The 25,248-nt window shown below is 51.9% G+C and carries 21 protein-coding genes, 1 tRNA gene and 1 pseudogene; 13 read left to right on the forward strand and 10 right to left on the reverse strand.

The features are described 5' to 3' along the window. The first annotated feature begins 21 nt into the window (after window positions 1–21). Genes MHK05_RS02140 through MHK05_RS02150 form a run of 3 tightly spaced genes read left to right on the forward strand, consistent with a single transcriptional unit; the run spans window position 22 to window position 3,075 of the window. Window positions 22–837, forward strand: coding sequence for a PTS sugar transporter subunit IIAB (locus MHK05_RS02140; RefSeq protein ID WP_239204502.1), 816 nt, complete (start codon window positions 22–24; stop codon window positions 835–837). An 11-nt stretch (window positions 838–848) separates the two neighbouring features. Beyond that, a complete protein-coding gene (gene ulaA, locus MHK05_RS02145; protein WP_239204504.1) occupies window positions 849–2,426 on the forward strand; it encodes a PTS ascorbate transporter subunit IIC in 1,578 nt (525 codons plus the stop codon). Between the two features lie 37 nt (window positions 2,427–2,463). Continuing rightward, window positions 2,464–3,075 carry a hypothetical protein gene (locus MHK05_RS02150; RefSeq protein WP_239204506.1) on the forward strand — a complete coding sequence of 204 codons (612 nt, stop codon included), beginning with the start codon at window positions 2,464–2,466 and terminating at the stop codon, window positions 3,073–3,075. A gap of 5 nt (window positions 3,076–3,080) precedes the next feature. On the opposite strand, the gene MHK05_RS02155 is transcribed toward MHK05_RS02150, so the two are convergent. Then, entirely contained in the window at window positions 3,081–3,563 is a 483-nt protein-coding gene (locus MHK05_RS02155; RefSeq protein ID WP_239204508.1) for a MarR family winged helix-turn-helix transcriptional regulator, read from the reverse strand. Window positions 3,564–3,663: 100 nt separating this feature from the next. On the opposite strand from MHK05_RS02155, the gene MHK05_RS02160 reads away from it, so the two are divergent. The 5 genes and pseudogenes from MHK05_RS02160 (at window position 3,664) to MHK05_RS02180 (ending at window position 8,484) form a co-directional block, all read left to right on the forward strand. Continuing rightward, complete coding sequence (locus MHK05_RS02160; RefSeq protein WP_239204510.1) at window positions 3,664–4,083, forward strand: organic hydroperoxide resistance protein; 420 nt, start codon at window positions 3,664–3,666, stop codon at window positions 4,081–4,083. A gap of 54 nt (window positions 4,084–4,137) precedes the next feature. Further along, a complete protein-coding gene (locus MHK05_RS02165; protein WP_239204512.1) occupies window positions 4,138–4,557 on the forward strand; it encodes an organic hydroperoxide resistance protein in 420 nt (139 codons plus the stop codon). Between the two features lie 144 nt (window positions 4,558–4,701). Next, window positions 4,702–5,895: pseudogene (locus MHK05_RS02170) on the forward strand (IS3 family transposase). 213 nt (window positions 5,896–6,108) lie between these two features. Continuing rightward, complete coding sequence (locus MHK05_RS02175; protein WP_239204514.1) at window positions 6,109–7,152, forward strand: ATP-binding protein; 1,044 nt, start codon at window positions 6,109–6,111, stop codon at window positions 7,150–7,152. A gap of 168 nt (window positions 7,153–7,320) precedes the next feature. Next, a complete protein-coding gene (locus MHK05_RS02180; protein ID WP_239204516.1) occupies window positions 7,321–8,484 on the forward strand; it encodes a hypothetical protein in 1,164 nt (387 codons plus the stop codon). Window positions 8,485–8,536: 52 nt separating this feature from the next. Here MHK05_RS02180 and MHK05_RS02185 read toward each other — a convergent pair whose 3' ends face one another. From MHK05_RS02185 to MHK05_RS02215, 7 genes are all read right to left on the reverse strand, one after another. Further along, window positions 8,537–10,384, reverse strand: a complete 1,848-nt coding sequence (locus tag MHK05_RS02185) for a hypothetical protein (RefSeq protein ID WP_239204518.1) — start codon at window positions 10,382–10,384, stop codon at window positions 8,537–8,539. An 8-nt stretch (window positions 10,385–10,392) separates the two neighbouring features. After that, complete coding sequence (locus tag MHK05_RS11895; RefSeq protein WP_239204520.1) at window positions 10,393–12,603, reverse strand: glycosyltransferase; 2,211 nt, start codon at window positions 12,601–12,603, stop codon at window positions 10,393–10,395. A gap of 9 nt (window positions 12,604–12,612) precedes the next feature. Beyond that, window positions 12,613–13,533, reverse strand: a complete 921-nt coding sequence (locus MHK05_RS02195) for a hypothetical protein (RefSeq protein WP_239204522.1) — start codon at window positions 13,531–13,533, stop codon at window positions 12,613–12,615. 8 nt (window positions 13,534–13,541) lie between these two features. Beyond that, a complete protein-coding gene (gene wecC / locus MHK05_RS02200; protein ID WP_284815461.1) occupies window positions 13,542–14,807 on the reverse strand; it encodes a UDP-N-acetyl-D-mannosamine dehydrogenase in 1,266 nt (421 codons plus the stop codon). A 123-nt stretch (window positions 14,808–14,930) separates the two neighbouring features. After that, window positions 14,931–16,838 carry a glycosyltransferase family protein gene (locus tag MHK05_RS02205; protein WP_239204524.1) on the reverse strand — a complete coding sequence of 636 codons (1,908 nt, stop codon included), beginning with the start codon at window positions 16,836–16,838 and terminating at the stop codon, window positions 14,931–14,933. Continuing rightward, complete coding sequence (locus MHK05_RS02210) at window positions 16,835–18,481, reverse strand: hypothetical protein (RefSeq protein ID WP_239204526.1); 1,647 nt, start codon at window positions 18,479–18,481, stop codon at window positions 16,835–16,837. Before MHK05_RS02210 ends, MHK05_RS02205 begins: the two co-directional genes overlap by 4 nt. Window positions 18,482–18,491: 10 nt before the next feature. Beyond that, complete coding sequence (locus tag MHK05_RS02215; RefSeq protein ID WP_239204528.1) at window positions 18,492–19,268, reverse strand: DUF6270 domain-containing protein; 777 nt, start codon at window positions 19,266–19,268, stop codon at window positions 18,492–18,494. A 72-nt stretch (window positions 19,269–19,340) separates the two neighbouring features. Between MHK05_RS02215 and MHK05_RS02220 the strand changes: the two genes are divergently transcribed. Next, window positions 19,341–20,285 carry an ABC transporter permease gene (locus MHK05_RS02220; RefSeq protein WP_284835806.1) on the forward strand — a complete coding sequence of 315 codons (945 nt, stop codon included), beginning with the start codon at window positions 19,341–19,343 and terminating at the stop codon, window positions 20,283–20,285. Then, window positions 20,275–21,120, forward strand: coding sequence for an ABC transporter ATP-binding protein (locus tag MHK05_RS02225; protein ID WP_239204530.1), 846 nt, complete (start codon window positions 20,275–20,277; stop codon window positions 21,118–21,120). The genes MHK05_RS02220 and MHK05_RS02225 overlap by 11 nt, the downstream gene beginning before the upstream one ends. Here MHK05_RS02225 and MHK05_RS02230 read toward each other — a convergent pair. Beyond that, complete coding sequence (locus MHK05_RS02230; protein WP_239204532.1) at window positions 21,103–22,650, reverse strand: glycosyltransferase family 4 protein; 1,548 nt, start codon at window positions 22,648–22,650, stop codon at window positions 21,103–21,105. The genes MHK05_RS02225 and MHK05_RS02230 overlap by 18 nt on opposite strands. Window positions 22,651–22,652: 2 nt before the next feature. Then, complete coding sequence (locus MHK05_RS02235) at window positions 22,653–23,990, reverse strand: glycosyltransferase family 4 protein (protein ID WP_239204534.1); 1,338 nt, start codon at window positions 23,988–23,990, stop codon at window positions 22,653–22,655. Between the two features lie 251 nt (window positions 23,991–24,241). On the opposite strand from MHK05_RS02235, the gene MHK05_RS02240 reads away from it, so the two are divergent. The 3 genes from MHK05_RS02240 to MHK05_RS02250 form a co-directional block, all read left to right on the forward strand. Beyond that, a tRNA-Asn gene (locus MHK05_RS02240) sits at window positions 24,242–24,314 on the forward strand. 344 nt (window positions 24,315–24,658) lie between these two features. After that, window positions 24,659–24,889 (forward strand): helix-turn-helix domain-containing protein, encoded by a 231-nt coding sequence (locus MHK05_RS02245; RefSeq protein WP_086587306.1) that lies wholly within the window; start codon window positions 24,659–24,661, stop codon window positions 24,887–24,889. Next, window positions 24,886–25,248 (forward strand): hypothetical protein (locus MHK05_RS02250; RefSeq protein ID WP_239204536.1); only part of this gene is annotated, 363 nt, incomplete at its 3' end. The genes MHK05_RS02245 and MHK05_RS02250, both read left to right, overlap by 4 nt.

The following is a 25,248-nucleotide window of genomic DNA, read 5'->3' on the forward strand; positions in this document are numbered from 1 at the left end:
CATTTGTGATGGGAGATACATATGGCGACACTAGATTCCTTCTTGGTGCCCGGTGCCGTGGACTTGCACGGCACCGCCAAGGACTGGCGAGCAGCTATCCATCTTGCGGGATCGCTGCTTGAAGAAGCTGGCACGATAACCGCAGACTACACGGAAGCAATGGTGCACTCCGTGGAAGAAACGGGCCCATATATTGTCGTGGCTCCCGGTTTCGCTTTTGCGCACGCGCGCCCTTCGGAGGCGGTAAAAGAAACCTCACTGTCGTGGGTGCGCCTGGATAAGCCGGTGGAATTCGGGCATGATTCCAATGACCCTGTAGACCTCGTCGTAGCGTTTGCCGCACGGAGTGACTCCGAGCATCTGCAGGCGATGAAACAGCTCGCAAAGCTGCTGGCCACCAAACGCGACGAGCTTGATAGCGCAGAATCTGAAGAGGGGCTCCGCGCAGTCCTCACGGCATCGACGTCGAGTAAGAAACGCGCAGCTTCCACAGCAACGTCGGGGCCAAAGGCGCAACCAGCGAAGCAAACGGCCGCCGATTCTGTTGCCTCCAAAGGAAAAATTCTCACGGTATGCGGCAACGGGCTAGGTACGTCATTGTTCCTCAAAAACACCCTCGAGCAGGTGCTCGATGAGTGGGGTTGGGGCCCTTACCTCACCGTGGAAGCCACGGATACCATCTCAGCCAAAGGACGAGCTGGTGAGGCGGATTTCTTGCTCACCTCCGGCGAAATTGCTGCAACGCTAGGTGATGTCGGGGTTCCTGTCTACGTCATCCAAGACTTCACCTCCATGTCTGAAATCGATGGGGCTCTGCGCGAGCTCTATGACATCTAAGGAGCATCCTCATGGACTTTCTTCTTGCTATAGCGAATTTCCTTGTTAATGAAATTCTCTCCGTGCCAGCGTTTCTCATCGGCATCATCACCGCGGTGGGGCTGGCAGCGATGGGCCGCGGAACCGGCAAAACCATTGGCGGCGCCATCAAGGCCACGCTCGGCTTCCTCCTTATCGGCGCCGGTGCAGGCCTAGTCACCGATTCCTTAGAGCCGCTGGGGGCCATGATTACTGGCGCGACCGGGGCTCAGGGAGTGGTTCCCACCAATGAAGCCATCGTAGGTATTGCGCAAGATCAGTTCGGCAGCCAAGTCGCTTGGATCATGATCTTAGGCTTTGTGGTTTCGCTGCTGCTTGCCCGCTTTACGCCAATGAGCTACGTATTTCTTACCGGTCATCATGTTCTCTTTATGGCGACTCTTCTCACCATGGTGCTTGCACCGGCCGGGTATTCCTCGTGGATTGTCATCGCCTTCGGCGCAGTTCTGCTCGGCATCCTTATGGTCTCCCTCCCCGCCATCGCGCACCCATTTACCCGCCGAATCACCGGCGATGACTCCGTGGCCATCGGACATTTTGGCACTGCGGGGTATTTGGCTGCGGGCGGCGTCGGCAAGCTGGTGGGCGGCAAGGGTAAGAAAATGTCGCCCTCCACTGAGGACCTGAAATTGCCGGAAGGCCTGCGCTTCTTGCGCGATTCCATGGTGGCAACCGCGCTATCCATGGCGCTGATGTACGTGGTCCTCGCCGTGCTCTTCATTGCTCGCGCCGGTTCCGAGGAAGCCTTCACGGCCTTTCCAGATGGCGCCACTAATGTGAGCAATTTCTTGATGCAGTCCGTGACCCAAGGACTCCAGTTTGGCGTAGCCGTGGCCGTCATCCTGTTTGGCGTCCGCACCATCCTGGGCGAGCTCGTGCCTGCTTTCCAGGGCATCGCAGCCAAGGTGGTGCCCGGCGCGATCCCTGCACTGGATGCCCCCATCGTCTTTCCTTATGCCCAGAACGCAGTGCTCATCGGATTCATTTCTTCCTTCCTCGGCGGACTTGTCGGCCTCGCCGTCCTGTCTACCTGGCTCAATCCAGCCTTTGGCATTGCGCTGATTCTGCCCGGTTTGGTGCCGCACTTCTTCACCGGCGGTGCAGCAGGCGTTTATGGCAATGCCACCGGCGGCCGCCGTGGTGCCGCGCTCGGTGCTTTTGTCAACGGCCTCATCATTACTTTCCTGCCGGCATTCCTCCTCGGTGTCCTTGGTTCCTTCGGCTCCGCGAATACCACTTTCGGCGACGCTGACTTTGGCTGGCTCGGCCTGCTGCTGGGCTGGTCCATTCACGCCGACGGTGCACTGGGGCTCGTCTTCATCGCCCTTATCGCACTGGCTATTTTGGCTTTGGGCTGGGTATGCCAGCGCACGCTTGTCGACGCCCACTGGGACCCCACTCCCCACCGCCCTTCCCCCACCAGCAACGCCGATGCCGCCGCAACCAGCGGTGCAACCGGCGCACCCACTTCCGCCGGCACAGCCACAAAGTACCCGAAGGTTCTGCCACCCGAAGGTGCGCCAGTTCCACCCGCTCGTATAGACCATTAGCCGCGCGCCACACCCCGAAGGGCGCTACAGTATCCCTATGCAACGCCCTTCCATTCTCCCTCTCGCGTCCGTGCTCCTCGCTACCGGTCTTGTGCTAAGCGCCTGCGGCTCCGGTTCAGACTCCAACTCTGATTCCACCCCAGCAGAAGAGCCAGCCTTCTCCACTGCGCAAGATAGCAACTCCCCGGCTGGTGAAAATGCAGAAGAAACCAGCCCGGAGAAGGAAACGAAGCAACGCCGCACCGAAACGGTCACCAAAGAGGCAGCCCCAGAGCAGCCCACACCACCGGCCGGCGGCAAACACAACATCCATGTAGGCCAGATTGGCGGCTACTGCGGTACATCTTCATCAGGCGATTCCATCGACGCCGGCGATGCGACTTCCTGCGAATTCGCCGCCGCGGTCTTTGATGCCGCGATGCAGGCCAGCTACACTCTGCGCTCCCCAGATCCCACGGTGACATCGGTATACCACGCGGATGTCTCCGCCAGCAGCCCGGTGACCAAGCAATCCTATGACCTTGACTGCCGCATGGGCAGCGACCAGCGGGTTCTCACCTGCGAAAAGCCCGGAGACAAAACAGTTCGCGCCTCATTCGAAACCGCCGACAAAAGCATATGGTCCAGGCGCGTGGCCACGACGAACTAAGCCCCCTACCTCACAAAGTCATCTTCGGGGCGCCAGGGCAGCTCCACGTCGACGAGAGTAGCGGCAAGGACATCGAGAGACTCTTTAAATTCCACTAGGTCGAGGCCCAACTTCTCATAGGCCTCGACCATTGCTTCGGGGATGCACTCGGCGCGGGAGCGCAGGGCGTCGCCGTCGGCGGTGAGGCTAGCGAGGGTGCGGCGCTCGTCGGCGGGATCACGGCGTCGCTCCACGTACCCCTGCTTTTCTAGGCGCTTAAGCAGCGGGGTAAGCGTGCCGCTATCCAGACCGAGGCGGGAATGAATGAATTTAAGTGGCACCGGTTCGTCGGCCTCCCACAGCACCAACATGACCAGGTATTGGGGGTAGGTCAGCCCCAGCTTATCGAGGAGTGGCCGATAGGAACGCACTACCGCCCTACTCGCACGGTAAATCGAGAAGCACAGCTGACTATCGAGAGAAAGGTAATCAGTGGGCGCGTCATTCATAGCCAAAAGTATAGACGCCAAGAAAATATTGTCCGCAATTTAATTGTGTACAATCAAAAGTGGATATTAAAACCGGATTGTAAACTCGAAAGGAGCAATCATGGACGCCATGTACACCACCGAGGCACTAGCCACCGGAGCAGGCCGCAACGGCCACGCCACCGTCAAGGACTCTGACCTCGACTTCACCCTGGCCATTCCGAAGGAAATGGGTGGCAGCGGCGAAGGCGCCAACCCCGAGCAGCTCTTTGCCGCCGGCTACGCCGCTTGCTTCCACTCCGCACTGCAGGCCGTGGCACGCAACCAGAAGGTCGAGCTGGGTGACTCTGCGGTGGGGGCACGAGTGGGCATTGGAAAGCAGGGCGAAGGCTTCCAGCTTGCAGTGGACCTGGAGGTTTCCATCCCGGCTCAAGACAAGGCCACAGCCCAGCAGCTTGCCGACGCCGCCCACAAGGTCTGCCCCTACTCCAATGCCACCCGGGGCAATATTGAGGTCACCGTCAACGTCGTCGAGGACTAGAATTCTTGCGTACAATCGGCGGACGTACAAAGACCCGATAGAAAAGGAGTCATTATGGACGCCGTATACACCACCGAAGCACTGTCCACCGGAGCAGGCCGCGACGGCCGCGCCGTAGTCAAGGATTCCGATCTGGACTTCACCATGACCGCCCCAAAGGAAATGGGCGGCAGCGGTGAGGGCGCTAACCCGGAGCAGCTTTTCGCTGCCGGCTACGCCGCCTGCTACCACTCCGCACTCAAGGCAGTGGCCAAGGACAAGGGTGTTGACGTGGAGAATTCCTCCGTCGGCGCCCGCGTTAAGCTGGGCAAGAACGACGAGGGCTTCTTCCTCGGCGTTGACCTCGAGGTCACCATCCCAGGCGTTGAGGATGACAAGGCACAGGAGCTTGCCGACGCCGCCCACCAGATGTGCCCTTATTCCAAGGCCACCCGCGGCAACATCGAGATCAACGTCGGTGTTGCTCAGGACTAATTTCTAGTCCTCCCCCCAGCCCACGCCGCGCCACCATGCGCGCCGCGTGGGTATTTTTATACGTTGTGCTCCGAACCTGACCCCTGTTTGGTAGACACCTGATATCCAGCCCGGTTGGGTTGGGAAGAAAGGTAATCTACCACCATGCCTAGGTATTCCGAACAGTTCAAACGTGATGCTGTGGCCCTCTACGAAAACAATGAGGACCTCTCACTTCACATGGCTGCAGCAGAGCTAGGAATCAATCGCTCCTCACTTTATTCCTGGCTTAAGCAGTACGGCACTGGCAAACGTGCCCGCACGAAGACCATACGCGACAAGGCCCAGGAGACGACTGATTCTGAACGGATCCGCCAGCTAGAAAAAGAAGTCTCGAAGCTGCGCGAAGAACGCGACATCCTACGCAAGGCCGCGAAATATTTTGCCGAAGAGACACGCTGGTAATCCGCTTCCAGTTTGTCTATGACCACCGAACCGAGTACTCGGTTAAGCGGATGTGCCAGGTGTTAAAGCTCAATCGCTCCTCGTTCTACAAATGGGCCAACACTCGCGAAGAACGCAGGTTAAAGATGTGTTCTGATGCTCTTATTGGTGCACGAATCAAGACCATCTTCGATGATGAGCTCGGGCTTTATGGTGCAAAATGCATTGCTGCAAACCTCAACGACGATACGGACTTTCCTCCGATCAATCACAAGAAGGTCGCACGCATCATGAAATCCATGAGGCTGAAAGGCTTTACTAAGCGGCGTCGGTGTATCACCATCAGGCGCAAGCCTGGACGTCGAGTCATGCCAGATCTAGTAGGCCGCAGATTCACAGCTGACAGGCCGAATCACGTTTACGTAGGCGATATCACCTACCTGCCGTGTAAGGGCGGCAAGAACATGTATTTGGCCACAGTTATTGACACTTACTCGCGGAAACTTGCAGGTTATGCGCTCGCAGATCACATGCGGGTATCGCTGGTTATCGAAGCTTTGTCTCATGCCAGGAAAGTCCGCGGAAGCCTTAAAGGGGCAATTTTCCATTCTGATCATGGCAGTGTGTACACCTCACAGGCTGTTAGGGACCACTGCGCCCAGCTTGGCGTGCGCGAATCCATGGGAGCAGTGGGAACGAGTGCCGATAATGCCCTGGCAGAATCATTTAACACCGCCTTAAAGCGTGAAGTACTGCGTGATAGGAAACTCTTTGAAAGTCCAATCAGCTGCCGCCAAGAAGTCTTCCGATGGTGCATGCGCTACAACACGCGCAGGCGGCACTACTGGTGCAACCTTCTAAGCTCCCGATGACTTCGAAGCGCTCACATCAGCTACACTGACCCAAGCAGCATAGCTAACCCCCGACGTGTCTACTTTCCGGGGGTCAGGCCCCATAGAAACCCCACCACATTAGAGACAGCATCTTATGAAAGTTCAAGGAACTGCCACTATTTACGTCGGACGTGTTGCGGTGATTTTGAAGGGGTCATCGATGGGGCGAACTAGTGAATAAGTTTTAGTGAGTTAGTCGGTACAAAAGCGAGAATCTTAAATGTACTATGCCTACGTGAGCTACGATCCTAGAAACCTAATTGCTTTGGTAAATGACGAAATTTTGAAACCAAAGCTGCCAATCAATACTTATGACCGGATTAAGTCCCGCACAAAACTTATGCTGGGCGAAGCGAGGTCCCGCGGCTGGGAGACCCAAAAAGTCAAAGACGGCACATGGATATTTTTGAATAACGGTAAAACGGTGGGAGGAACCGTTTATCACGGCCCATCTACCCAGAGCATGTTCGCTAGAAGGGTTTCCAACGACAAACAGGCCACAAAATTGACTCTTCAAGCCAATAACGTGCCGACGCCTAACGGCCAGAAGTTCAATTCAGCCACTAAAGCTGAGGCCCTCGAATATTTTAAGGCGCAAGATCGCCCTGTCGTAGTTAAGCCGAATGGCGGTACCCGAGGGCGCGGCGTGTCTCTCAATATCAAAGATACCGAGACCTTTGAAAAGGCTTGGTCTAAAGCAGCTGACAGCGGCTACGGCGATGAAATTGTAATCGAAGAATACTTCGCTGGTTTCGATATACGCGTCTTAGTCATCGGTGGCCGTGTACGCGTTGCTTGCTCTAGGCTAAACGCATTTGTAGTAGGTGACGGGAAGCATACGGTTCAAGAACTGGTGGATCTCGAGCTCCAACGCCGACAAGCCGATGCTTACCTAAAATCTACGGAGATAAACATAGATGAAGATTGGCTGGCCGAAAGCCCTTGGACACTCGAGCAAGTGCCCGAGCACGGCGAAGTAGTCGTTCTAAATCCAATATCCTCCGTAGGTGGCGGCGGCTTCACGCTTAATGTCATCGATAAAATTTCTCGTCAACACATCGCGGTTGCAGAGCGCGCTGCTCGGGCCTTCCCAGGGACGGGAACAGTGGGAGTAGACATTTTCACCTCTTCCTTGCAGCCTGACGCCGACATCACAGTTCTAGAGATCAATACGCAGCCTTTCTTCGACATCCACCACTATGTAAGCTACGGCGAGCCTGTTAATGCGGCCAGTTATATTGTCGACCAGATCGAGCGAACACAGCTGCTCTACTCTTAGGCACTAGTTAAGGCTCTAGGCGTTGCTGGGTCGGCGTAACACCGCTAAATCTCTGCACCGCCTCGGGCTTAATAGTGAGGACCAAGGCGAACTAACTTGTCAGCCTGACCTCGTTGCTAAAATCTGTGCGATAAGCAACCCACTCCTAGCTCAGATGATTGGAACTACATGCGTACCGAGCACTTAAACCATATTCTGGATTCTCTGCCCAGCCTTGAACAAAATTATTGGCAAGATGGTTACACCACGGGCATACACAACGCGTGGATTCGGACTGTCCGCCGCTCGGGGCGCAACTTCCATATTGACCGCTCGAAAAAGAACCGTCCGTATATCACTCTAAAGGATTCTGCAGATGATCCCATCGGAGTAGTTACTCCTTGGAACGTACCTACCTGCACTAAGACAGCTGGACGAATCTGCCAGAACAAAGTAAAAACACAAAAAATCCTGCACGCCGCTGGCATTAATGTTCCTTGGTACCAGGTTTTTGGACCGGACGAGGCTGACGACGCCTTCGACACCGCTTTTACTCAAGGCCGGAGAGAAGTCGTGGTCAAAGCACCAAGCTTCTCCCAAGGTCTCGGAGTTTTTCTTAACGTTACTGAACAGGACTTCAAAGAGCGCTTCCACGAATGCGTGGAGATGCAAAAGGAACGAAAGCGAGAGCCCTCGGTAATTGTCCAAGAAATGGTTGACGGTTTTGAATTGCGCGTCACCGTTGTGGAGGGAGAGTTTTTCGGTTCAATCATCCGAATCCCTGCCTACGTTACCGGCGACGGAACCCACAACATCGAAGAACTGATGGCGCTTAAAAATGACGAGCGTCAGAAGGACCGCGCACGAAGCAAGCGACTTCTTCGCCGAAACGCGAACATGGAAGCGTTCATGCGCTCCAATTCATTGTCTTTCTCAGATATTCCCGAAGCAGGAGAACGCGTTCTCCTCAGCGCAATCTCTAATATTTCTTTCGGTGCTGAAACTGCAAATATCACCGATATCATTTCAGAGGAAATTAGGGACACCGCTGTTCGAGCAGTTGCCGCGATTCCGGGTCTATACACTGGCGGCGTCGATATCATGGTGCGTAGTTTGAAAGACGACATGCCACGAGTTTTGGAAGTCAACTCTTTCCCTCACGCGACCTCCTTTATCTACCCCACTTACGGGGAGTCTATAAACCCCATCGCGCACTATCTGGACTCGTACTACGCCCAGCACAAGTTTGCAAAAGGCACAGAAGAGACCTTCTCATTGAAAGAAAAGCAAATGCTTTCCTCTCGCCATGACTTCTGCAAACTAAAGCTGCAGCTATTTCCCACCGAAGACTAAAGTGAGGTCGGTGAGCATGAGCACATCATGTTCACCGACCTACAGCCTTGGGCTAACCATCTTTCGCCGCTAGCCATTCCTTCCGCAGCCAACGATCAGCCACGTACAAACGCCAAATGAATTTCACGATCTCTCTTTGAGACGACTTTTCGGGAACGATAAGTTCTCCGTTCGCGGCCGCTTCCAAGATTTTCCCAAATTCGGGAGTGACCTTTGAAATGAGCAGATCCCAGTTAGCAGATTCCACCAATTCTCTGGCCATCTGAACGGCCACAGCCTTGGTGTACTCTATCGCTTTTGAATCTTTAAGCCGAGGATCCACCTGTAAGAATTCATCGCTTTCGTGAGCAGGAACTTCGGCATATCGCTCGGCAAAGGAATCTTCTCCAAGATTCTCCACCGGACCAGCACTCTCAAACCGCCATTTATTGCCGTTGGACAAAGGAATTCGGTTCGCTTCGGGCCAAATCATTTCTAAGGCCCTAAAGAGAACGCGCTGTGAAACCTTCTCTGACATCGTCATAGCGTCAGAAATCGCAGCGACCTCTTCATCAGCGATTGGATAAGCAATGACTGCATCACGCTCGTAAAGGTTTATGTGTGCATGCAGCCAACGTCCCGACCTAAAGTTTCGGGCAAAGAGATACAAGTACTCGAGGTCGATAGACGTCTCTACTTCACGCTGCCATTGTTCAAGGAAATAAGCGTACTGCGCTCGGATTCCCTCGTTTACGAACCACCCGGCTTGTCGTCGCAAAGCGTTTTGCAAGCCCGACCCAGAATAGTGCAGCTTCTTTGCCTGACCGCCCTTCATTAGTGGCCACTGCCCCAGCATGATTGCGTCACCGGCAACACGCGGCGAGGAGCCATAATAAATAGAAGTATGCGGTTCAGAAGCCGGGATGCCATCAGACATGAGAATTGTTCGATCAACCTTTTCCGCCAAGCTTGACCGATCAACTGGGGCTGGTGCAGTTACTTCCAAGTTCTTTTTAGCTGCTCGGCACAAATTATGCGCCACTCGGACTTCTTCATCATTCGGCTTGCCAAAGGTTACCCCATAGACAGATTGCTCCGAGTCCTTAACTAGTCCGAGCAATAGCCGGCTGTCTTTACCGCCACTCATTCGTAGTTGAACGTTCTTGCCCGAAAATTTCGCTAATGCTCTCTGAGCAGAGGCCTTTAGCGCGTCGGCGAGTGCTTCAGCTGCTTCCTCTTCAGAGTGAAGGTTAGGGAGATTCGCGGTTAGACCTGCTGGACGAGGAATAATCTTTACTTCTCCGCCATTAACCTCGAGTGCCTCGTCCACTGCAATCGTAGATACGCCTTCAAACGGAGATACGGCATCGAGGTTAAACCCAAACATCAAATACTGATCTAAAAAGTCAGTTTCCAATGCCACTGGAGAAGCTTCTCCCTCTGCTCTTGCTACTGCAGCAAGAAGTGGTCTGTTGCTAGCGAAAACATAATCTTCCGTCTCCGCATAATGTACCGCTTCTAGAGCCGGAATTGTGTTCCATAGTATGACGCGATCGCGATAGCGCTCACCCCAGATCGCCGTATAGCTGCCCCAAACAGGATCGGTGTAAACAACCTCGCCGCCACGCCTGGACACCTTCTCGAACAGGAGCTCGGAAACATCCTGGCCGCTCGAATGCGCCCACCAGTCTTTCTTTGCGACGACGCGGTTCGACTCGTTCGTCCTTTTCCACACACCTATAGATGCAGTCCCATTCTGTCCCGGTGTGGAAACTTTTATTTCACTCCGATAGTGATCACTGACCAAACTGCGGTATTTCTGGAAGCACCGACGTAGCAGTTCGGAATTATGCTCTGCAAGGTCGTCAGAAACGGTAGAGCGAAGCTTCTTCTTAGGCACCGCCAAAAGGTAAATGGACATCCTAGCTCCTAGATAGTTTCCGTACGCTCAGACTCCTTGACAGCAACATTTTGCCCAGTCAAGGCATCGATCCATTCGGAAATAATTTTCTTAACTCCCCAACGGGAGGCGTATTCACGTGCCTTTTGGCCCTCTTCTGCAAATGTCTCCGGTTCACGTAGGGCGAGTACGCGATCGATTGCGAGGTCACTACCCTCATCTACATACGGACCAAAAATGTTCTTCGCCCCATCTCTCTCCCACACGATGGGGACCGCACGCGAGGCCATTCCTTCTGCAGGCGCAAGATGGAAACTTTCCACATCACTTGGCGACAACACAATGCCGATCTTCCTAAACCAAGACGCCATATCTGGCCCAAAATCTTCAAACACTACGTGATCCCGTAGTCGCTCGTTCGAGGCAATAGAAGAGAAAAAATCTAGATACAACTGCTTCTGCAGCGGCTTACTCCATTCGTGAGGGTATTCCCAAGGGGCCCTGCCTCTTATGTGAAGGACGTACCGGTCGTCGTGTTCCAATAGCTCTTCAAAGAATGAAACAGCTCTATCTGGTCGCTTTAAGAAGGGAACGTAGCCGACCAGACCAATATGGAACTGAGCACCAAAAAGCTTTTCCCGGTCAAAGTCCACTAAATCAATTGCATTTGGAATTACCCGAGTAGCCGTGGATTGCAGTGGAAGTCGTTCCAGCGCCATTTCCTCGTAATGCTGCGAAACGAAAATCAATTCGTCCACGCCTTGCCAGTCGATTTCCTTCATCCATGGGCCGGGACCACGAAGTTCGAATCCATGTAGACGACTAATTAGCCTCTGCCCTGGTCGCTTATGCTCTGCATACCACCGAACTGACGGACCACACCATTCGCAAAATACAACGTCCGCCCAATTGACCAGGTTTCGGCTGCGTTCTTCGTCATGCTGATGCAGAGACGACCAAACGTCCTTCTCGAGTATGAACCGAGGATCCTTCTCAAGCGCATCCACTAATTCGCCCATGAACTTGAAATCGTGGGAAGCGATTACGACCTTAATCGCATCCATAGGCACCGAACGGTTACTAGAACGGACTATGCCGGCCGCTTCGAAGTAGCCAGTTAGACGCTCTACCGCTGAATCCATTGAAAAGTTTGCTACCTTGCCCCGAACCTTTGGGCTCATTAGGTCAATAGAGTTTGCGGTTTTCGCAATGACCTTTGCAGCATCCACTGCGGTAGCTTGCGCATCAATAAAGAATGGATAATCGCTACCGAAGAGAGCACGGGTGTCATCGTTAAAATTAACTAAGGCAGGAGTTCCAAGAGCAGAATATTCTAACGCCTTTGTGGAAACCTCTAGGCTTGAATCTAGTACCGCTGTCCGCCAACCTAATCCAATATGGGCGGACGAAATGGCTGCCATGGATTCATCCCGAGATACACCACCTAACCATTCAACTCCGCTATCAGCATCTGCCGCTGCCTTCTCTAGCGCCTCTTTCATCTGGAGGTGCCAAGAAGGATCGCTCTTATCCCTATTTATCTTGTCGCCGACAACTAATAGCTCTGACTCGATTCCCAACTTTCTGAGATGCTTGGGGATTTCCAGCATTTCGAGTGTCTTCCAGTCCTTAGCCATCTTTCCCGCATAGACAATGCGGAGCTTGTCCGACTGTTCGTAGTTCTCCCCGCGCTTTTCCTTGGAAAACGCCTCACTCGGTACCATTGGGAGCATCAAGCAGGTCTTCCCTGCCGCGAATGGAGCGATCGATTCTAGATAGCTTCGGGCCGCTTCAGTTTGTACAAATACTCTCCGAGAGTTCGCCGAGATTCTTTGCAAACGGCCTACATTGGTTTTAGAAAGCTTGGTAATTGGGAAAGGAAGATCCGTTATATAAGCCCAAAGTATCGGCGCCAAGGTCAAAGAGCGACTTAATGTGTGTGCCAAATTCAGTCCTCGAGAAACGAGGATGTCAGCACCAACTTTGTCGACCAACGATTCAAGGACAGGAACCGCGGCTTCCTCGTTGAGTGGAGAACTGGTGTCCGGAGGAAGATGTAGGACGACGTTTTCAATTTTGTCTACGGACTGTAGGAGACGATAGTTATCCGGCTTCATTTTGAGCTGGAGATGAACCTCGTCGCATGTCTTTGAGAGCGTTTCGGTTATTGACATGAGCCAGATCGACGAGCCATCTACAACATTCGGGCTAATGTCCCCATAAACTACAGCGGTGCTCACTTCTTAACCTCACTTACACGCGTATGCGTCGATAGCCTTTATCACTGGGTTCGCCATTTCGGCGCCCCGAGAATCTTGTCCTGGCTTCTTAGGAAGCACAACATCAGCGGTGCCACGCAAAACGCTCGTCATATGTGAGGCCGGTGCATTAGCCACGACCGCCGTAAGGACATTATTCTTTCGTTGCGCTTTCACAATCTGGCTATGGAGCTCCTGAAAAAGATGCGTCCCTTGAGCTGACAGACTCCCAAACCAGCGACCACAGGTTAAAGACGCCTCTTCGATAACAAGACAAGAAATGTCGTTCCCTGCCTTCGCTAGGTCAACGGCAGAATCTATTTTCCGGACGGAGCAGAAGCCCGAGAGACTTTCACGGAGGTCGGAAGAGCCCAAAACGGCCACTACTCGAGTCATTTCGTTGGAAGGATAAAGGAGTTCCCGTAGCTTTTCCTTGGACCCCTCACCAGTGTCTTGCAGCGCCGCCTGTCGCCCGGCCACATGAGAGTTGGGTTTCTCCACGGGCTTCGATGCAGAGATACGCCTAGGGGAAAAATAGGATAAAGGTTCTGAGATTGCGCCCCCTGAACCCGTCTCACCGTGGCGCCATTCCTCGACCGCGGAATTGATTTGGGTTAGTTGTTCTTCTTGAAAGCGTTGACTCTCTCGCGATTTGGCTATACTTCCCGACATGTTTCGGAGCAGCGACAACTCTTTAGCAACGGACATTACATTGCGGTAATCCTGTCGGCGTTGTGCCTCTACTCGTCGTGCCCAAGAAACGCTTAAAATCAAGATCAAAGCCGCTACTACCACCGCCAAAATCAACAGCCCAGCGCGAACTAAGTTGCTTGACAGCACCGCGGCAATTAACAACACAGCGGCTAACACGGCAAGACTTGCAAGCGACTTGCCGGATTCCAACCTCTTCATCCCTAGGATCAGCTCCACATGCCACGTGTGTCAACGACATTCTTTCCTTCCAAGACGCTCTTTTCGAGACTCTTGAAAGGTGTATGGTCCACTAAGACAGCAACCACGGGGCTTGAAGATATCGCGTGAGAAGCGTCAACTAGCTGCACGTTTTGATATGCGGTTAGACTCTCGGGCAGCTCATTCACATTAGGCTCAGCTACTAGGATGTTTTTCTCCGGCCACTTCTCGGCCATTTGTTGCACGATAGACAGAGCAGGGGATTCTCTCAAATCATCGATATCCGGCTTAAATGCTATTCCCAGTGCGGCGATTGAATCTGCGCCTTCGGCCTCGACTGCTTCAGTAATTTTGGCAATAACGTAGGCAGGCTTGCCGTCATTAACCTCCCTCGCCGTACGGATCAGCTTGGCTTCCTCCTGAGCCGAAGAAACAATGAACCAAGGATCAACTGCAATGCAGTGGCCACCCACACCAGGGCCCGGATTCAGAATATTGACTCGTGGGTGATGGTTGGCGAGTTCAATCAATTCCCAAACATCAATTCCAAGCTTGTCTGAGATGATTGACAGCTCGTTTGCAAAGGCAATATTCACGTCCCTGAACGAGTTCTCGGTCAGCTTTGCCATCTCAGCGGTTGTTGCATTCGTCAATAGCATCTCGCCATTGCAGAAAGAGGAGTATAGCTGTTTCGCCCTATCCGTCGACAGGGGATTTAGGCCTCCGATAACTCGGTCATTAGCGGCCATCTCCTCCATAATCTTGCCCGGTAATACCCGCTCAGGGCAGTGTGCGACTAAGAGACGGTTAGCACTTTCAGGATCCGTCGATAGGTCCGGCCTTTCGGCTAAAAGAATCTCAGCCATCTTTTCAGTGGTCCCTGGAGGGGAGGTTGATTCTAGGACCACGAGCGCCCCCGGTCGAAGCACAGGAGCAATATTCTTCGCTGCCGCTTCGATGTAGGACATATTGACTGAATAGTCATCATTGAACGGCGTCGGGACAGCCACAATGAACGCGTCTGCTTCCGCTACTTCTGTATCAGCCTTGAGATGTCCATCGGCGACTACGCTTTTTAATAAAGCTTCGAAGCCAGGTTCAAAAAAGGGCATTTCACCATTGTTGATCTTCTCCACATGGCGCTCATTGATGTCCACCCCCACTACGGAGATACCAGAATCAGCGATAAAAGCTGCAGTCGGGAGACCAATGTATCCCAGCCCAACAACACAAACCTTGTTTATGGGTCCCAATTGTTTCTCTTCAATGCTCACTAAAACCCCTCCTCGGGAGAAAAAGTATTTTCAAATTTTAATTCGACGTTTAAGAACCGCAGTGTATTATTCCACAAAGGGGACGCTCCTACATCGAAAACCCTTGGGGAGCACGCGGTCCATCTAGCATTCAACAGCCTCGAAATTCCGACCAATCCCCACGACCTGCCCATTAGCCAAAAACGATGCATTTGAGACTTCCCAAGTATGTTGTCCAGCATTTCTCATCTGAACAAAGTTGAAGCGGTCTGTGGAATATATTTTCCCCCCTTTCCTCAAAAGAGAACGAATAAACGCAGTGTCTTCCCCTCGGGAACGCGCCTCAAATTTATTTTCCGCAAACGTATTGCGGGGACCGAAGAAAGTAGGGCCAGCTACGAAGTTCGTCCAGCGATGTTCCCTCTCCGGCCGCCTAACTATCAGCAATTCTTCATTGCCCAAAAACGCATAGTTTGCCTGTTTGCCTACCAGGTCAGCACCAGAAAAGGACCACGAGTTATACATATCCAAAAGATATGAAGCAAAGTAAAAATCATCATCATCAAACTTGGCGATGAAATCGCCTGACGAAGCAGCGATACCTGCATTTAAGCACTCTCCTAGCGAGGAACTTCGCTCCTCCCTAAGTACACGGTATTGATGAACTTTCGCCTCCTCAGCGAAGTTTGCAATCTCCTTGTCACCAACTTGAATCCCGTGCAGAACCAAAATCAGCTCGACATCCACTCCGGATTGCCGACCTACCTGCTCAAATACATGCTTCAATTGCCCTTCCCGCACCGTAGAGCAAATAACACTAACTTTTGGTTTAGTCTTCAGACCTTCAGATTCAGAGGGACTAACTCGTTCCAAAACCTCCATTGCCCGAGTTGTATAGGTATGGCTCTCCCAGATCCTTCTTTGCGCCCGATGTACCAGCCTGTCTCTCAACTCAGGAGAATTAACCAAGGCACGAATAGACAACGTGGCTTCTTCCCTACTATCTACAAGCACTAATTCAGTAGAAGGAAAAGTCTCCTCAAGTGCCTTGCTCCATGTAGAGACTACAGGCGTGCCAGAAGCAAGAAGTTCAAACACTCTACGGGAGCACATACTGGGACTGTCAACTACAGAGTTCACATTTAGGAAGACTTTGAAATTCTTGTAAGCCGCAATCATTTTTTCGTACGGCAGAGACCCCACGACTCTTTGGGAAAACGGCTGCGGGAAGAGATAGCGCTCGTCTTTTCCCTCGAATCTAGAGAAGATACGGAGACCGTCTTCAAGATGCCCTGATGCGTCCATAGCTCCGCCCAGCAGCATCTCCATTTGCTCACGGCGTTCTGGATATTTGTGAGCAAAATACATGCCCGCAAAAGCCACGTCTCCTTTCTGATAGTTAGGCATATCATTCCGGATAGGGTTATGAATCGCAGGCTGAGCAGCAAAGCTCAAAGGCCACACTCGATCATGCCCCAACGCGTGCTTATAGGCATCTACCAAATTGACATCGCTCGTAAACACGAAATCAAACAACCGCGCAGTATCTAAGAATTCCTCAAAATGGGGAGGGTCCTCTTTATTCCAGAAGGCCGTAGGAATCCCAAGTTGTTTGCATTGCTCGACGATCACGGAAAGCGCGGTGCTGGGAGCGGAACCGCCAGTCAATTGGTACTTCCAGGCTCCTCCATTTCCGTCCCAAGCACTCTCGACCAAGAATAAATCAAGCTCATAGGATTTAAGTTTCGATTCTTCCCCAGGCAAGATTGGCACGATTGAAAATTCCTCTCCCCATGCCAGGAGAGAAAATTCATCCATGATTACGCCAACGCGTAGGTCCTTGAATGGGCTTGTCCTGTTAGTTTTCCCTTGGGCGGTTACTGCCAGTGGGTCAAACGTAGCGGTCCTTTTGCTTACCGTTCCTACGTTAAATCGCCTTTTAGTCTGGCGTATTAATTCAGAAGGGCCTTCATCTCGGGCCACCTGACGCGCCCGTTTAAAATAATATTCAGTTTTATTCACCATCTTGTTTAATCTTCCATTTTGAGTCACAGAGGCCACCCACTCCAACGAATTATTGTTTTGTACGCCGCTTTGTTTAACCGATTCTCGTACGACAAGTTGAGCATTGGCCAGATTATTCTCCTAGTATTTAACGGAAGACCTATTGAGGGCCCTAACTCATATTCGGAGTATCCCGCAGCCGCCCAACTGGTCATCCGATTTTCCCAATAATAGAGGTCATAGAAGCTTGCAAGCGACGGGGAGACTGAATCTAGCTGGGTATAAGCTATGTACTCCTCCATCTCTGCGACAAGGCGAGAATTGGAGGAGAATTTACTCGTCGTAAACTTTCCGGCTAGGATTTCGCCGTTAACCGGACTCTCGGTCCTATCTTTATAAAAGACTGTGCCGATTTCACCACCGATCCCAAAAAGGACTACGGATTCTTTGGGGAAGTTCTGCCACAAAGATTTGGCTAAAGCCGGAAAACGAGCCCAAGTAGGAAACGATCGTTTGTACGCGGAAGCAAACTTTCCTTCAAAAATGAACGGTTCCACTTTCACTACCTTGTGTTGCAGACCAGACAGCATAGCTAGGAAATTGGCTCCTTGGAGGTCATTGATCCCTAAAGGATCCTTTCTCTCCGCGAAAATGTAGGTCATAGCTTTGGTGAAGTGCTTTTGGAAAAGATCAATACACGACAACAGCACTACCAAAGAATCTTGGCCTGAGGTCAAAGCGAGATAGGTTTTACCAGAGGTATTGAGCCACGCCGAAGTCTGCACCCTAAGCTCACCAATCAGAATGCGAGCGACCTCTTTTGGCGAATATTCCGCGGATACTCGGTGCTTTTCCAATGGGAAAATGCGGGAGTGCAGGGCCCTTTCCCCGTCAAAAGACAGCACACAATTAGCACTTACTAGCTCGGTGCAATCATGCGGCGTTATGCGGCCTGGCAACCATTTTCCCGCAGCACTCACATAGTCAGGATTTGAAAGAACCCAATATGCCCGCTTCCTCGAGAATTCTTCTATCTCTCTAGCGACCAACGCAGAATGCGATGCAGCGAAAAGTTGTTTATTTCTGACGGTCCAGTAACAACTTCTGCTTGCCATTGCATCTACGTGAATACGCCACTGGTCTTCACACCCGGCGATAAGGACGAACCGGCCCCCTAGCCACAGGACATACTCATCAATCGCCTCGAGGCTATTTCCAGACAATATTAAATCAGCAATACGGTCAGCGATGAGGTCGCTATCAGATATTCCTTCCTCCGAGTCGATAGCAAGCCCCAGCACGGCAACTGAGACTCCACGTTTCTGGGCCAATGCAACAGGAAGGTTTTCTTCAACCCGAAGGCGCCCCTCACCTAGAGCCAGCTCCTTCCAACGCGGTGAAGGCGGTGGTTGAAGGAACCCTTGGTTGCTGAACTCATATCCACGCGAAAAAGCCCGCACTTCCCCGCTACTGCTAGACGTTCGCCGTTTCTCTCCCACCGCAGCGTCTGACAACCCGCGCCAAGCTCCTTGCAGGGTGGATTTCGCGTTTTCGTCCAATTCCGGTCCGAGAAAGCGAGTACCCACAGTCGCTTCGACTCTGGAACGCCCCCAGTATACTCGCGCTCTAATACCGTGCGGGATTTGACGAGCTCTCTTCAGCAAGGAAGCCAGCAAACCTTCTAGTTTCATATCTATGCCGCTAATTCCTGGTCTGGTGCACTGATTTCTTAATCTCGTACTCCATCGAAGCATACGCCGAACGAGTGAAGTGGAATGGTGCATTTCCCCACTTATGGTTCTCGTCAGCTACTGTGCCGTCGATCCTTGACACAGTAATCCCCAGCCTTTCTAGAACCACGTAATATCTACGGAACATCTCATTATACTGCGAGGCAGATAAACCACGTATCCGGCCAGTCTTCTTATTGTCTGAGCGATACTCGGCCCATTCCGGTGCCAAGACTAGGCATTTTTGCTTCAACCCAAGAAAATCCAAAAACTCAGTAAATAAAGCTGCAGCCCCCTGCCAACGCTGGAAGTGCTCGGCGGACCCGAAAGGAATCTTTCTGGCCTTTTTCAGAATTTGGGGCATGCCCTCCAGCCGCCTGAGTTCCGCGCTATTGGTAGCAATGCTCCCATCTGGAAACTCCCAAACCCCGGTCCGTTCAACGACCAAGTCCCAGACAAAAACATCAATACCGTTTTTCTTCGATATCTCGCGCATGAGGTTTCCCGACAAATCACTCTCTAACATGCGCTGCTGGAAAGAGCTTTTCAGTTTGAAATCAGGAATGTTGGATTTCGCGTCTGAGCCCACGGAAAGTAGAGACTGACGCGCCACATAACGGAGCACCTTGAAGTCGGTGTGTTTCGCAAACTCAACAGTGTCCCGACTCACACACCCACCAAAAATAAAGGTACGGACAGGCGTGGCTTCTTCTTTGGAAGATGCCGGCTCAAAGTTTCCTAACTGCATACGATGATTCTAGACTATCCTCAGTGACAGCTTAGACCGTAACTACAGAGCAATCATCACAGTGGAGAAATTGTGGAATCACAATTGAACAACGACAGCGACAGTGCTCCCGAGAGAACCAACGCAAAACAAGAAAAGCCCAAGCGCGTTAAAGACGCTAGTTTCCGCAACTTGGAGCTCGTTGACGATTCCCAGTTATATAACCTACGGAGCCGAGATAACCTAGCGTCTTATACTCGTCGTCTTTTTGACCGCCGACATTTCATCTCGGCTTATGCACGCAGTAAATCGCTTAGCCGAGGTAGAAATATGTTCCTCGGACGCGCTTGGCTTATCCTTCAACCGATCCTAGACGTGGCAGTCTACGCTTTCATTTTCGGCTACGTTCTTCACGTATCTAGGGGAATGGACAATTTCATTGGCTTCCTAACAATCGGTGTAATTTACCTCAAATTCGCAACCGGCGGTTTGTCAGCTGGCACTTCCATCATCCGTGGATCTAAAGGGTTGATTAGCAGTTTTAACTTCCCCACAGCAGCCGTCCCTATTTCAACGACTATTAAGCAAATGATCGACCATGCAATCCCCGCCATGGTTGCGATAGTAGGCGCACTTCTTTTTCAGCTCGATAAAGGAATTTCTTGGACCATCATTCTAGTGGTTCCCTTGTATTTCTTAATCCACTGCTTCTCGCTCGGTTGCATGTTCATTGTGGGACGAGCTACAGCATTTATTCCCGATCTAAAGTCAGTGGTGGGAATCATCAATCGAGGTCTCTTTTTCATCTCGGGTGTATTCTTCGATCTGAGTAAATTTGATAAAAATCCCCATATTCAAGCGATCATGCAAGCTAATCCCATTTACCAGTTTCTTACCGCGGTGCGACAGCTGGTTTTGGACGGTGAGGTACCGCCCTTAGGCACTTGGCTGTATATTGCAGCTTGGTCATTCGGGCTATTGATTATTGGATACTTCTACTTTTGGCAAGCCGAGGAAAGGTACGCAGTTGTCAAATAACCCAACGGTTGTCGCTCGTAATCTCAAGAAGTCCTACTACCTTAGTCGCTCCGGTTCTGAGCATGTTTTATCCAAAAAACTTTCGAAGCATACTGTGGAAGCAGTAAAAGGCGTTAGCTTTGTAGCTTATTCTGGAGAATCGATCGGCATCCTGGGTAAAAACGGCTCAGGAAAGTCAACCCTTCTACGAATGATTGCTGGGTCATCAAAGCCCGATTCCGGCGACGTGTTTGTTTCCTCCCAGCCCACCTTGCTCGGCGTCGGGGCGGCTCTCCAATCAAATTTAAGCGGTCGCCAAAATATTAATTTAGGCCTCTTGGCAATGGGGCTAACCCCAGCGGAATCTTCGAAGCTAGTGGATCCGATTATCGATTGGGCGGATCTCCGGTCTGCAATCGATCGTCCCTTAAAGACTTATTCGTCGGGCATGAAATCTCGCCTGACTTTTGCGATCTCTACATCAGTTCGACGCGAGCTACTACTAATTGACGAAGCCCTTTCCACCGGAGATTCCACGTTCAAAGCTAAGGCTAAGGATCGTATGGACGAGTTTCTCGCTGGATCCGGAACAGTCTTTCTCGTGTCTCATGGTGCCGCGACGATTCAAACGCACTGCACTCGTGCCATATGGCTGCACGAAGGCGACATGATTGCTGACGGAGATGCGGAAACCGTAACTACAACTTACCGTGTCTGGGGAAACAGAGTTAGTACGGGAAAACTTGAAGAAGCTGACCGCATCATCAAGCGGCAACGGAAGGCGTTTAAACCGCACAAAATCCTACTGGATTCTGAGGCCGCAAAGTTCTTGCCCCATTCATCTTCCCCTCAGTAGCTCTAAGTACAGACCCTCCAAGCTGTGCGCATTCCGCTCCCATGATCGCTTCTTGGCCCATTCTTCAAGCTCCCGAGGATTCACGATGAGTTCCCCCTGCCGGACTAGATCAACTGATTTGGCCAGCGCGGAGGGGTTATCCGGTTCAACTTCAACCATTAATCCACCGGTGATTTCCTTTAACGCTGGTAGGTCAGTTCCGATTACCGGTACTCCGCAGGCCATCGCCTGTAGCGGCTTAAGCGGAGTGACTTTCCTACAAACTTCAACGTCTCGCCGCGGTACCACGAACACATCCAAGGCAGCGTACCAAAGGTGAATATCAGTAGCCGGCTGCTTACCAGTAAAGACAACCCGATCATTCAAATCAAGCTCATCGGCTAGGTCTTCAAGACCTGGTCGAGCCACTCCATCTCCTACGATAATGAGAGTCGCGTCTGGAATCTCCTTCATCGCAGCTATAGCAATGTCTAGCCCTTCGTAATCCACGACTGAGGTAATTGCACCGATTAAGAACTCGTCGCCTAGGCCCAATCGTTTTCGGGCGTGCGCTTTGTCAGTATGAGTTTCAAGCTGATCAGCTTCCAGAGCGTTCGGAACGACCTTGATTTTCGATTCTGGAACGCCTCGACGCGTTAGGTCCTCTTTCGACACCTCACTTAACGCTATTACTTGATTTGCAGCCATCATCGCCGCTGTTTCGGCCTGACGCGCTAATTCAAAAAACTCCGAGCTGCGGCGTTTTTCTGGGTCTGGAGACTGCGAAGCCCACGTGCTCTCGGGCTCGCCTCGGACCTCATAGATCCATGGGACGTCAAGTAGAGCGGCTGCGCGAGCCACCACGCGCGCGTTTGTGTACGGGGTGGTGGTGTGAAGTATGTTTACTTGCTTTTCCCTCGCGAGTCTTACTAGTTGGCGGACGGCCAGATCCTCCTGGCGAGTAATTGAAAACGGAGCAAATAAGGAGCCCAGCACGAAATATTCGAGACCATCGTTGACAAAATATGGACCATGATGGAATCTACCGATATTCTCCGGATATCCGTAGCGCGTACAAGCAAACGCTTCTACTCCCCTTGCCCTTAAACTCTTGAATAGTGCTTTAGACCGAAGCGTGTATCCAGATTGGGTATAGGGCAATGCATTCGTGAAATGAAACAGTACCCGCGGGGCGGCTGCGCTACCGCTGCGTTCAACTGCTCCCTCAAAGCACTCAACTGACTGGAGTTGCAGAAGTTTCCCCCGGAGATATCTCTCAAACGAAAACGTCAATGGCCTAAGGAATCGCGCCTTTTTCAGCTGTTTTATCGCCCTACTCAATTCCCCGGCCTCGGCGGTCTCGTACCCGGGGATCCTCATTGCCGAAAGTACAAAGTGCGCCCCCTTCACACATGCTCGGGCTACCTTGGACTCTGAGTTTAAGCGCACGAATTCAACCATTTGATTCGAAAATCGCACAGGATCCTGTACAAGTCCCACAACATTGATGGACCAAAATTTGATGACCGAGCGACCAATTCCAGCAGGCATGCTTATGACTCCATCTGCTTCAAGAACTTAGCAATCAAGCTGGGCACAACGTTGTTCCGTTCGTTCTCAACCCAATGTTTAGCTCTTTCGCTAGCCTTGAGAGACAATTCGCCCTGAGCTAAGGCACACCATAGGTTCGCTAGAGCTTCCGGCGACTCGGGAGGAACCGCATAACCGGCTTCCAAGGACTCGATCAACCTGACCGATTCCCCGGCTACAACACCTGTTATTGGCACCCCGTACTCCATAAGCTCGAACAGTTTAGAGGGAACAGTTCTTTCTAATGGCTTCCAATCAGTTAAATGGACAAGCGCGGTATCTGCCCAGTCGTAATAGTCTGAGATGGAGTCAGCTGACTTCCGCTTAATGAAAGTTGCGGGAACTTTTCTTTGCTTTGCATAACCTTTTACTGACAAGCGAGCATCTCCTGCGCCCACGAACTTTAGCTCAATCGGCACTCCACGCTCCGCCGCGATCACCGCTGCATCAATCACGTTTTGAAGTCGTTGGGCGCGACCTATAGTGCCGGCATACAGCACCTTTAGAGGTCCTTCCCCTGAGCCTGGAGCCTTCTTCTGCCCCAATCCCTCTCGGGGAAAAACATTCCGGATAGTAACCATATTGTTCAGAAACTTTGAGTTCTTCCGCAGCTGAGGTCGATTCTGAAAATCTAATTTCAAATCTTCTGCCGTAAAAATGACACCTTGGGCTTTCCCCAAGACGTAGTAGAGAGTCCTGGCAACCACAAAACTAACGAACTGAATCGGCCCTCTGCTCAAGATTTTATGCTTTAGCGAAGCACTCTTGATCCCCTTATTCCACTCACTCGAATAGGCTAAGAGGTCGGGCCAGGCGTCTCTTAAGTCGATAGCCAATTTCGCCCTTGAGATTTTCGCTGCTACAAAGGCGACCACGGCGGTTGGCAAAGCCGGCACTGTACCTATAACCAATTCAGGCTTCCAAGATTTCCAAAAGCCAAACTCTACTAGTACTGCATAGAGAGACCCCAGAGCGATGCCTGCTTGACCGATTGCACGCTGTATCAATGAGCCACCGCACGGGATAAACCCACTCCGGATGACTAAATCTACGGCGTCATTCTTTTCTTCTTCTGTTCGAGGACGGAAAAGAGATGCGCTCCACCAGTGCTTAATAGAGGCCCGTCGAACAGAAGCCGGTGGAGGAGCAATGACTCTAATCTCGTAGCCTTGAGACTTTAGAATGCTAGCGATCCATTCCCAGCGACGCTGCGGCACGTTACTTTCTGGCGACCAATACTGCGAAATGATGAGGATCCGCAATTTTCTCTCTTTCGTTAGTACTAAATCCGTCGCTCTCAAGCCTCAATAGCGTACTGATCCACTATTTCCAGCTTACTGGTTCCCATAGAACTAGTCTTCTTACCCACCATTTTTGCACAGGAACCCCCGTGAGTGGAGTCCTGACCCATTCCTGACGCGTTCCCGCTACATAAGGACAACGAATTCAGTCATTTTACCGCCGTGTGCTGGCAATTTGTTGAAATCGCATGAACCCTATATAGTTATTCCTCGTTGCACAGAGAACAGCAAGTTCGAAGTACATCATTTATTCCTCCATAGCTCAGTTGGCAGAGCATTCGACTGTTAATCGAAGGGTCACTGGTTCGAGCCCAGTTGGAGGAGCAACACAAACCCACTGGTAACGGTGGGTTTTTTACTTGTTCCGAGTGTCATCGTTGTATTGCGTGCTACAAACGTGCTACTTGATGGTTCGGAGGTTGATTCTCGCCGTTCACCATTGACATTGATCGGCACTGTCGGTGCACTGGTGGCATACGAAAATTCGCCCAAGACTTCAACAGGGGTAATCGGCTTGCAGACGTTAACAGCGTGATGTTGTCGCGTTGGTGATTAACTGGCCGTCTGGGTCTCTACTGTCAGAACAGTAAGCCTTGTGCCGCTAGACGCTGAGATGCGTGGTGCGTGGTGAGGCCTCGAAGGATAACTAACTTCTTCGAGGTTTTCGCATGTCCGAAATCATTTTGGATAGGAACGATCTCCTGCGCACGTATACCGCAGGTGAGTTCTGTGAACGTGCTGGTGTGTCCCGTCGCACACTCGATAGGATGCTCTCACGTGGTGAGCTGCAGGCTGTCCCTGGCTCGCGCGGCAATGGTAAAACGCTGCGTATTTCCGCCCTTGAGCTAGCACGGGTAATTTACGGCGACTCCGTCTCCGTGGCGGGTGATGCCCAATGAGCATGGGAACAGCCCCCGCTGGTAGTTGCAACGAGGACTGGAACATCGCAGTTCAACCCTCCAGTCTATCTGATGGTGTCTTGCAGCGGTATCAGCAGATTGAAAACGATGCGCTCGGCTGGTCTGTAACGTTGGTCGATTTCGCGTCAGATCAACGCGGGGATTTGACCGATCTGGCCGCCGTTTTGCACCGTGTTGATGCTTGGCGCGAGGGTGAAAGTGACGCGAATCTCGTCATGGTGCTGTTGCAAACTTCAGGCGGAGAGCCGAGACGACCCAGTCTTCATCCTCTGATGCTCGCTGCGGGTCGGCGTTCTCAGGCAGCCTCGAACACCCGGCTGACGATCACCGCATCCGGG

The organism is Corynebacterium nasorum, from assembly GCF_022347325.1.
In the GTDB taxonomy this organism is placed as follows: domain Bacteria; phylum Actinomycetota; class Actinomycetes; order Mycobacteriales; family Mycobacteriaceae; genus Corynebacterium; species Corynebacterium kefirresidentii.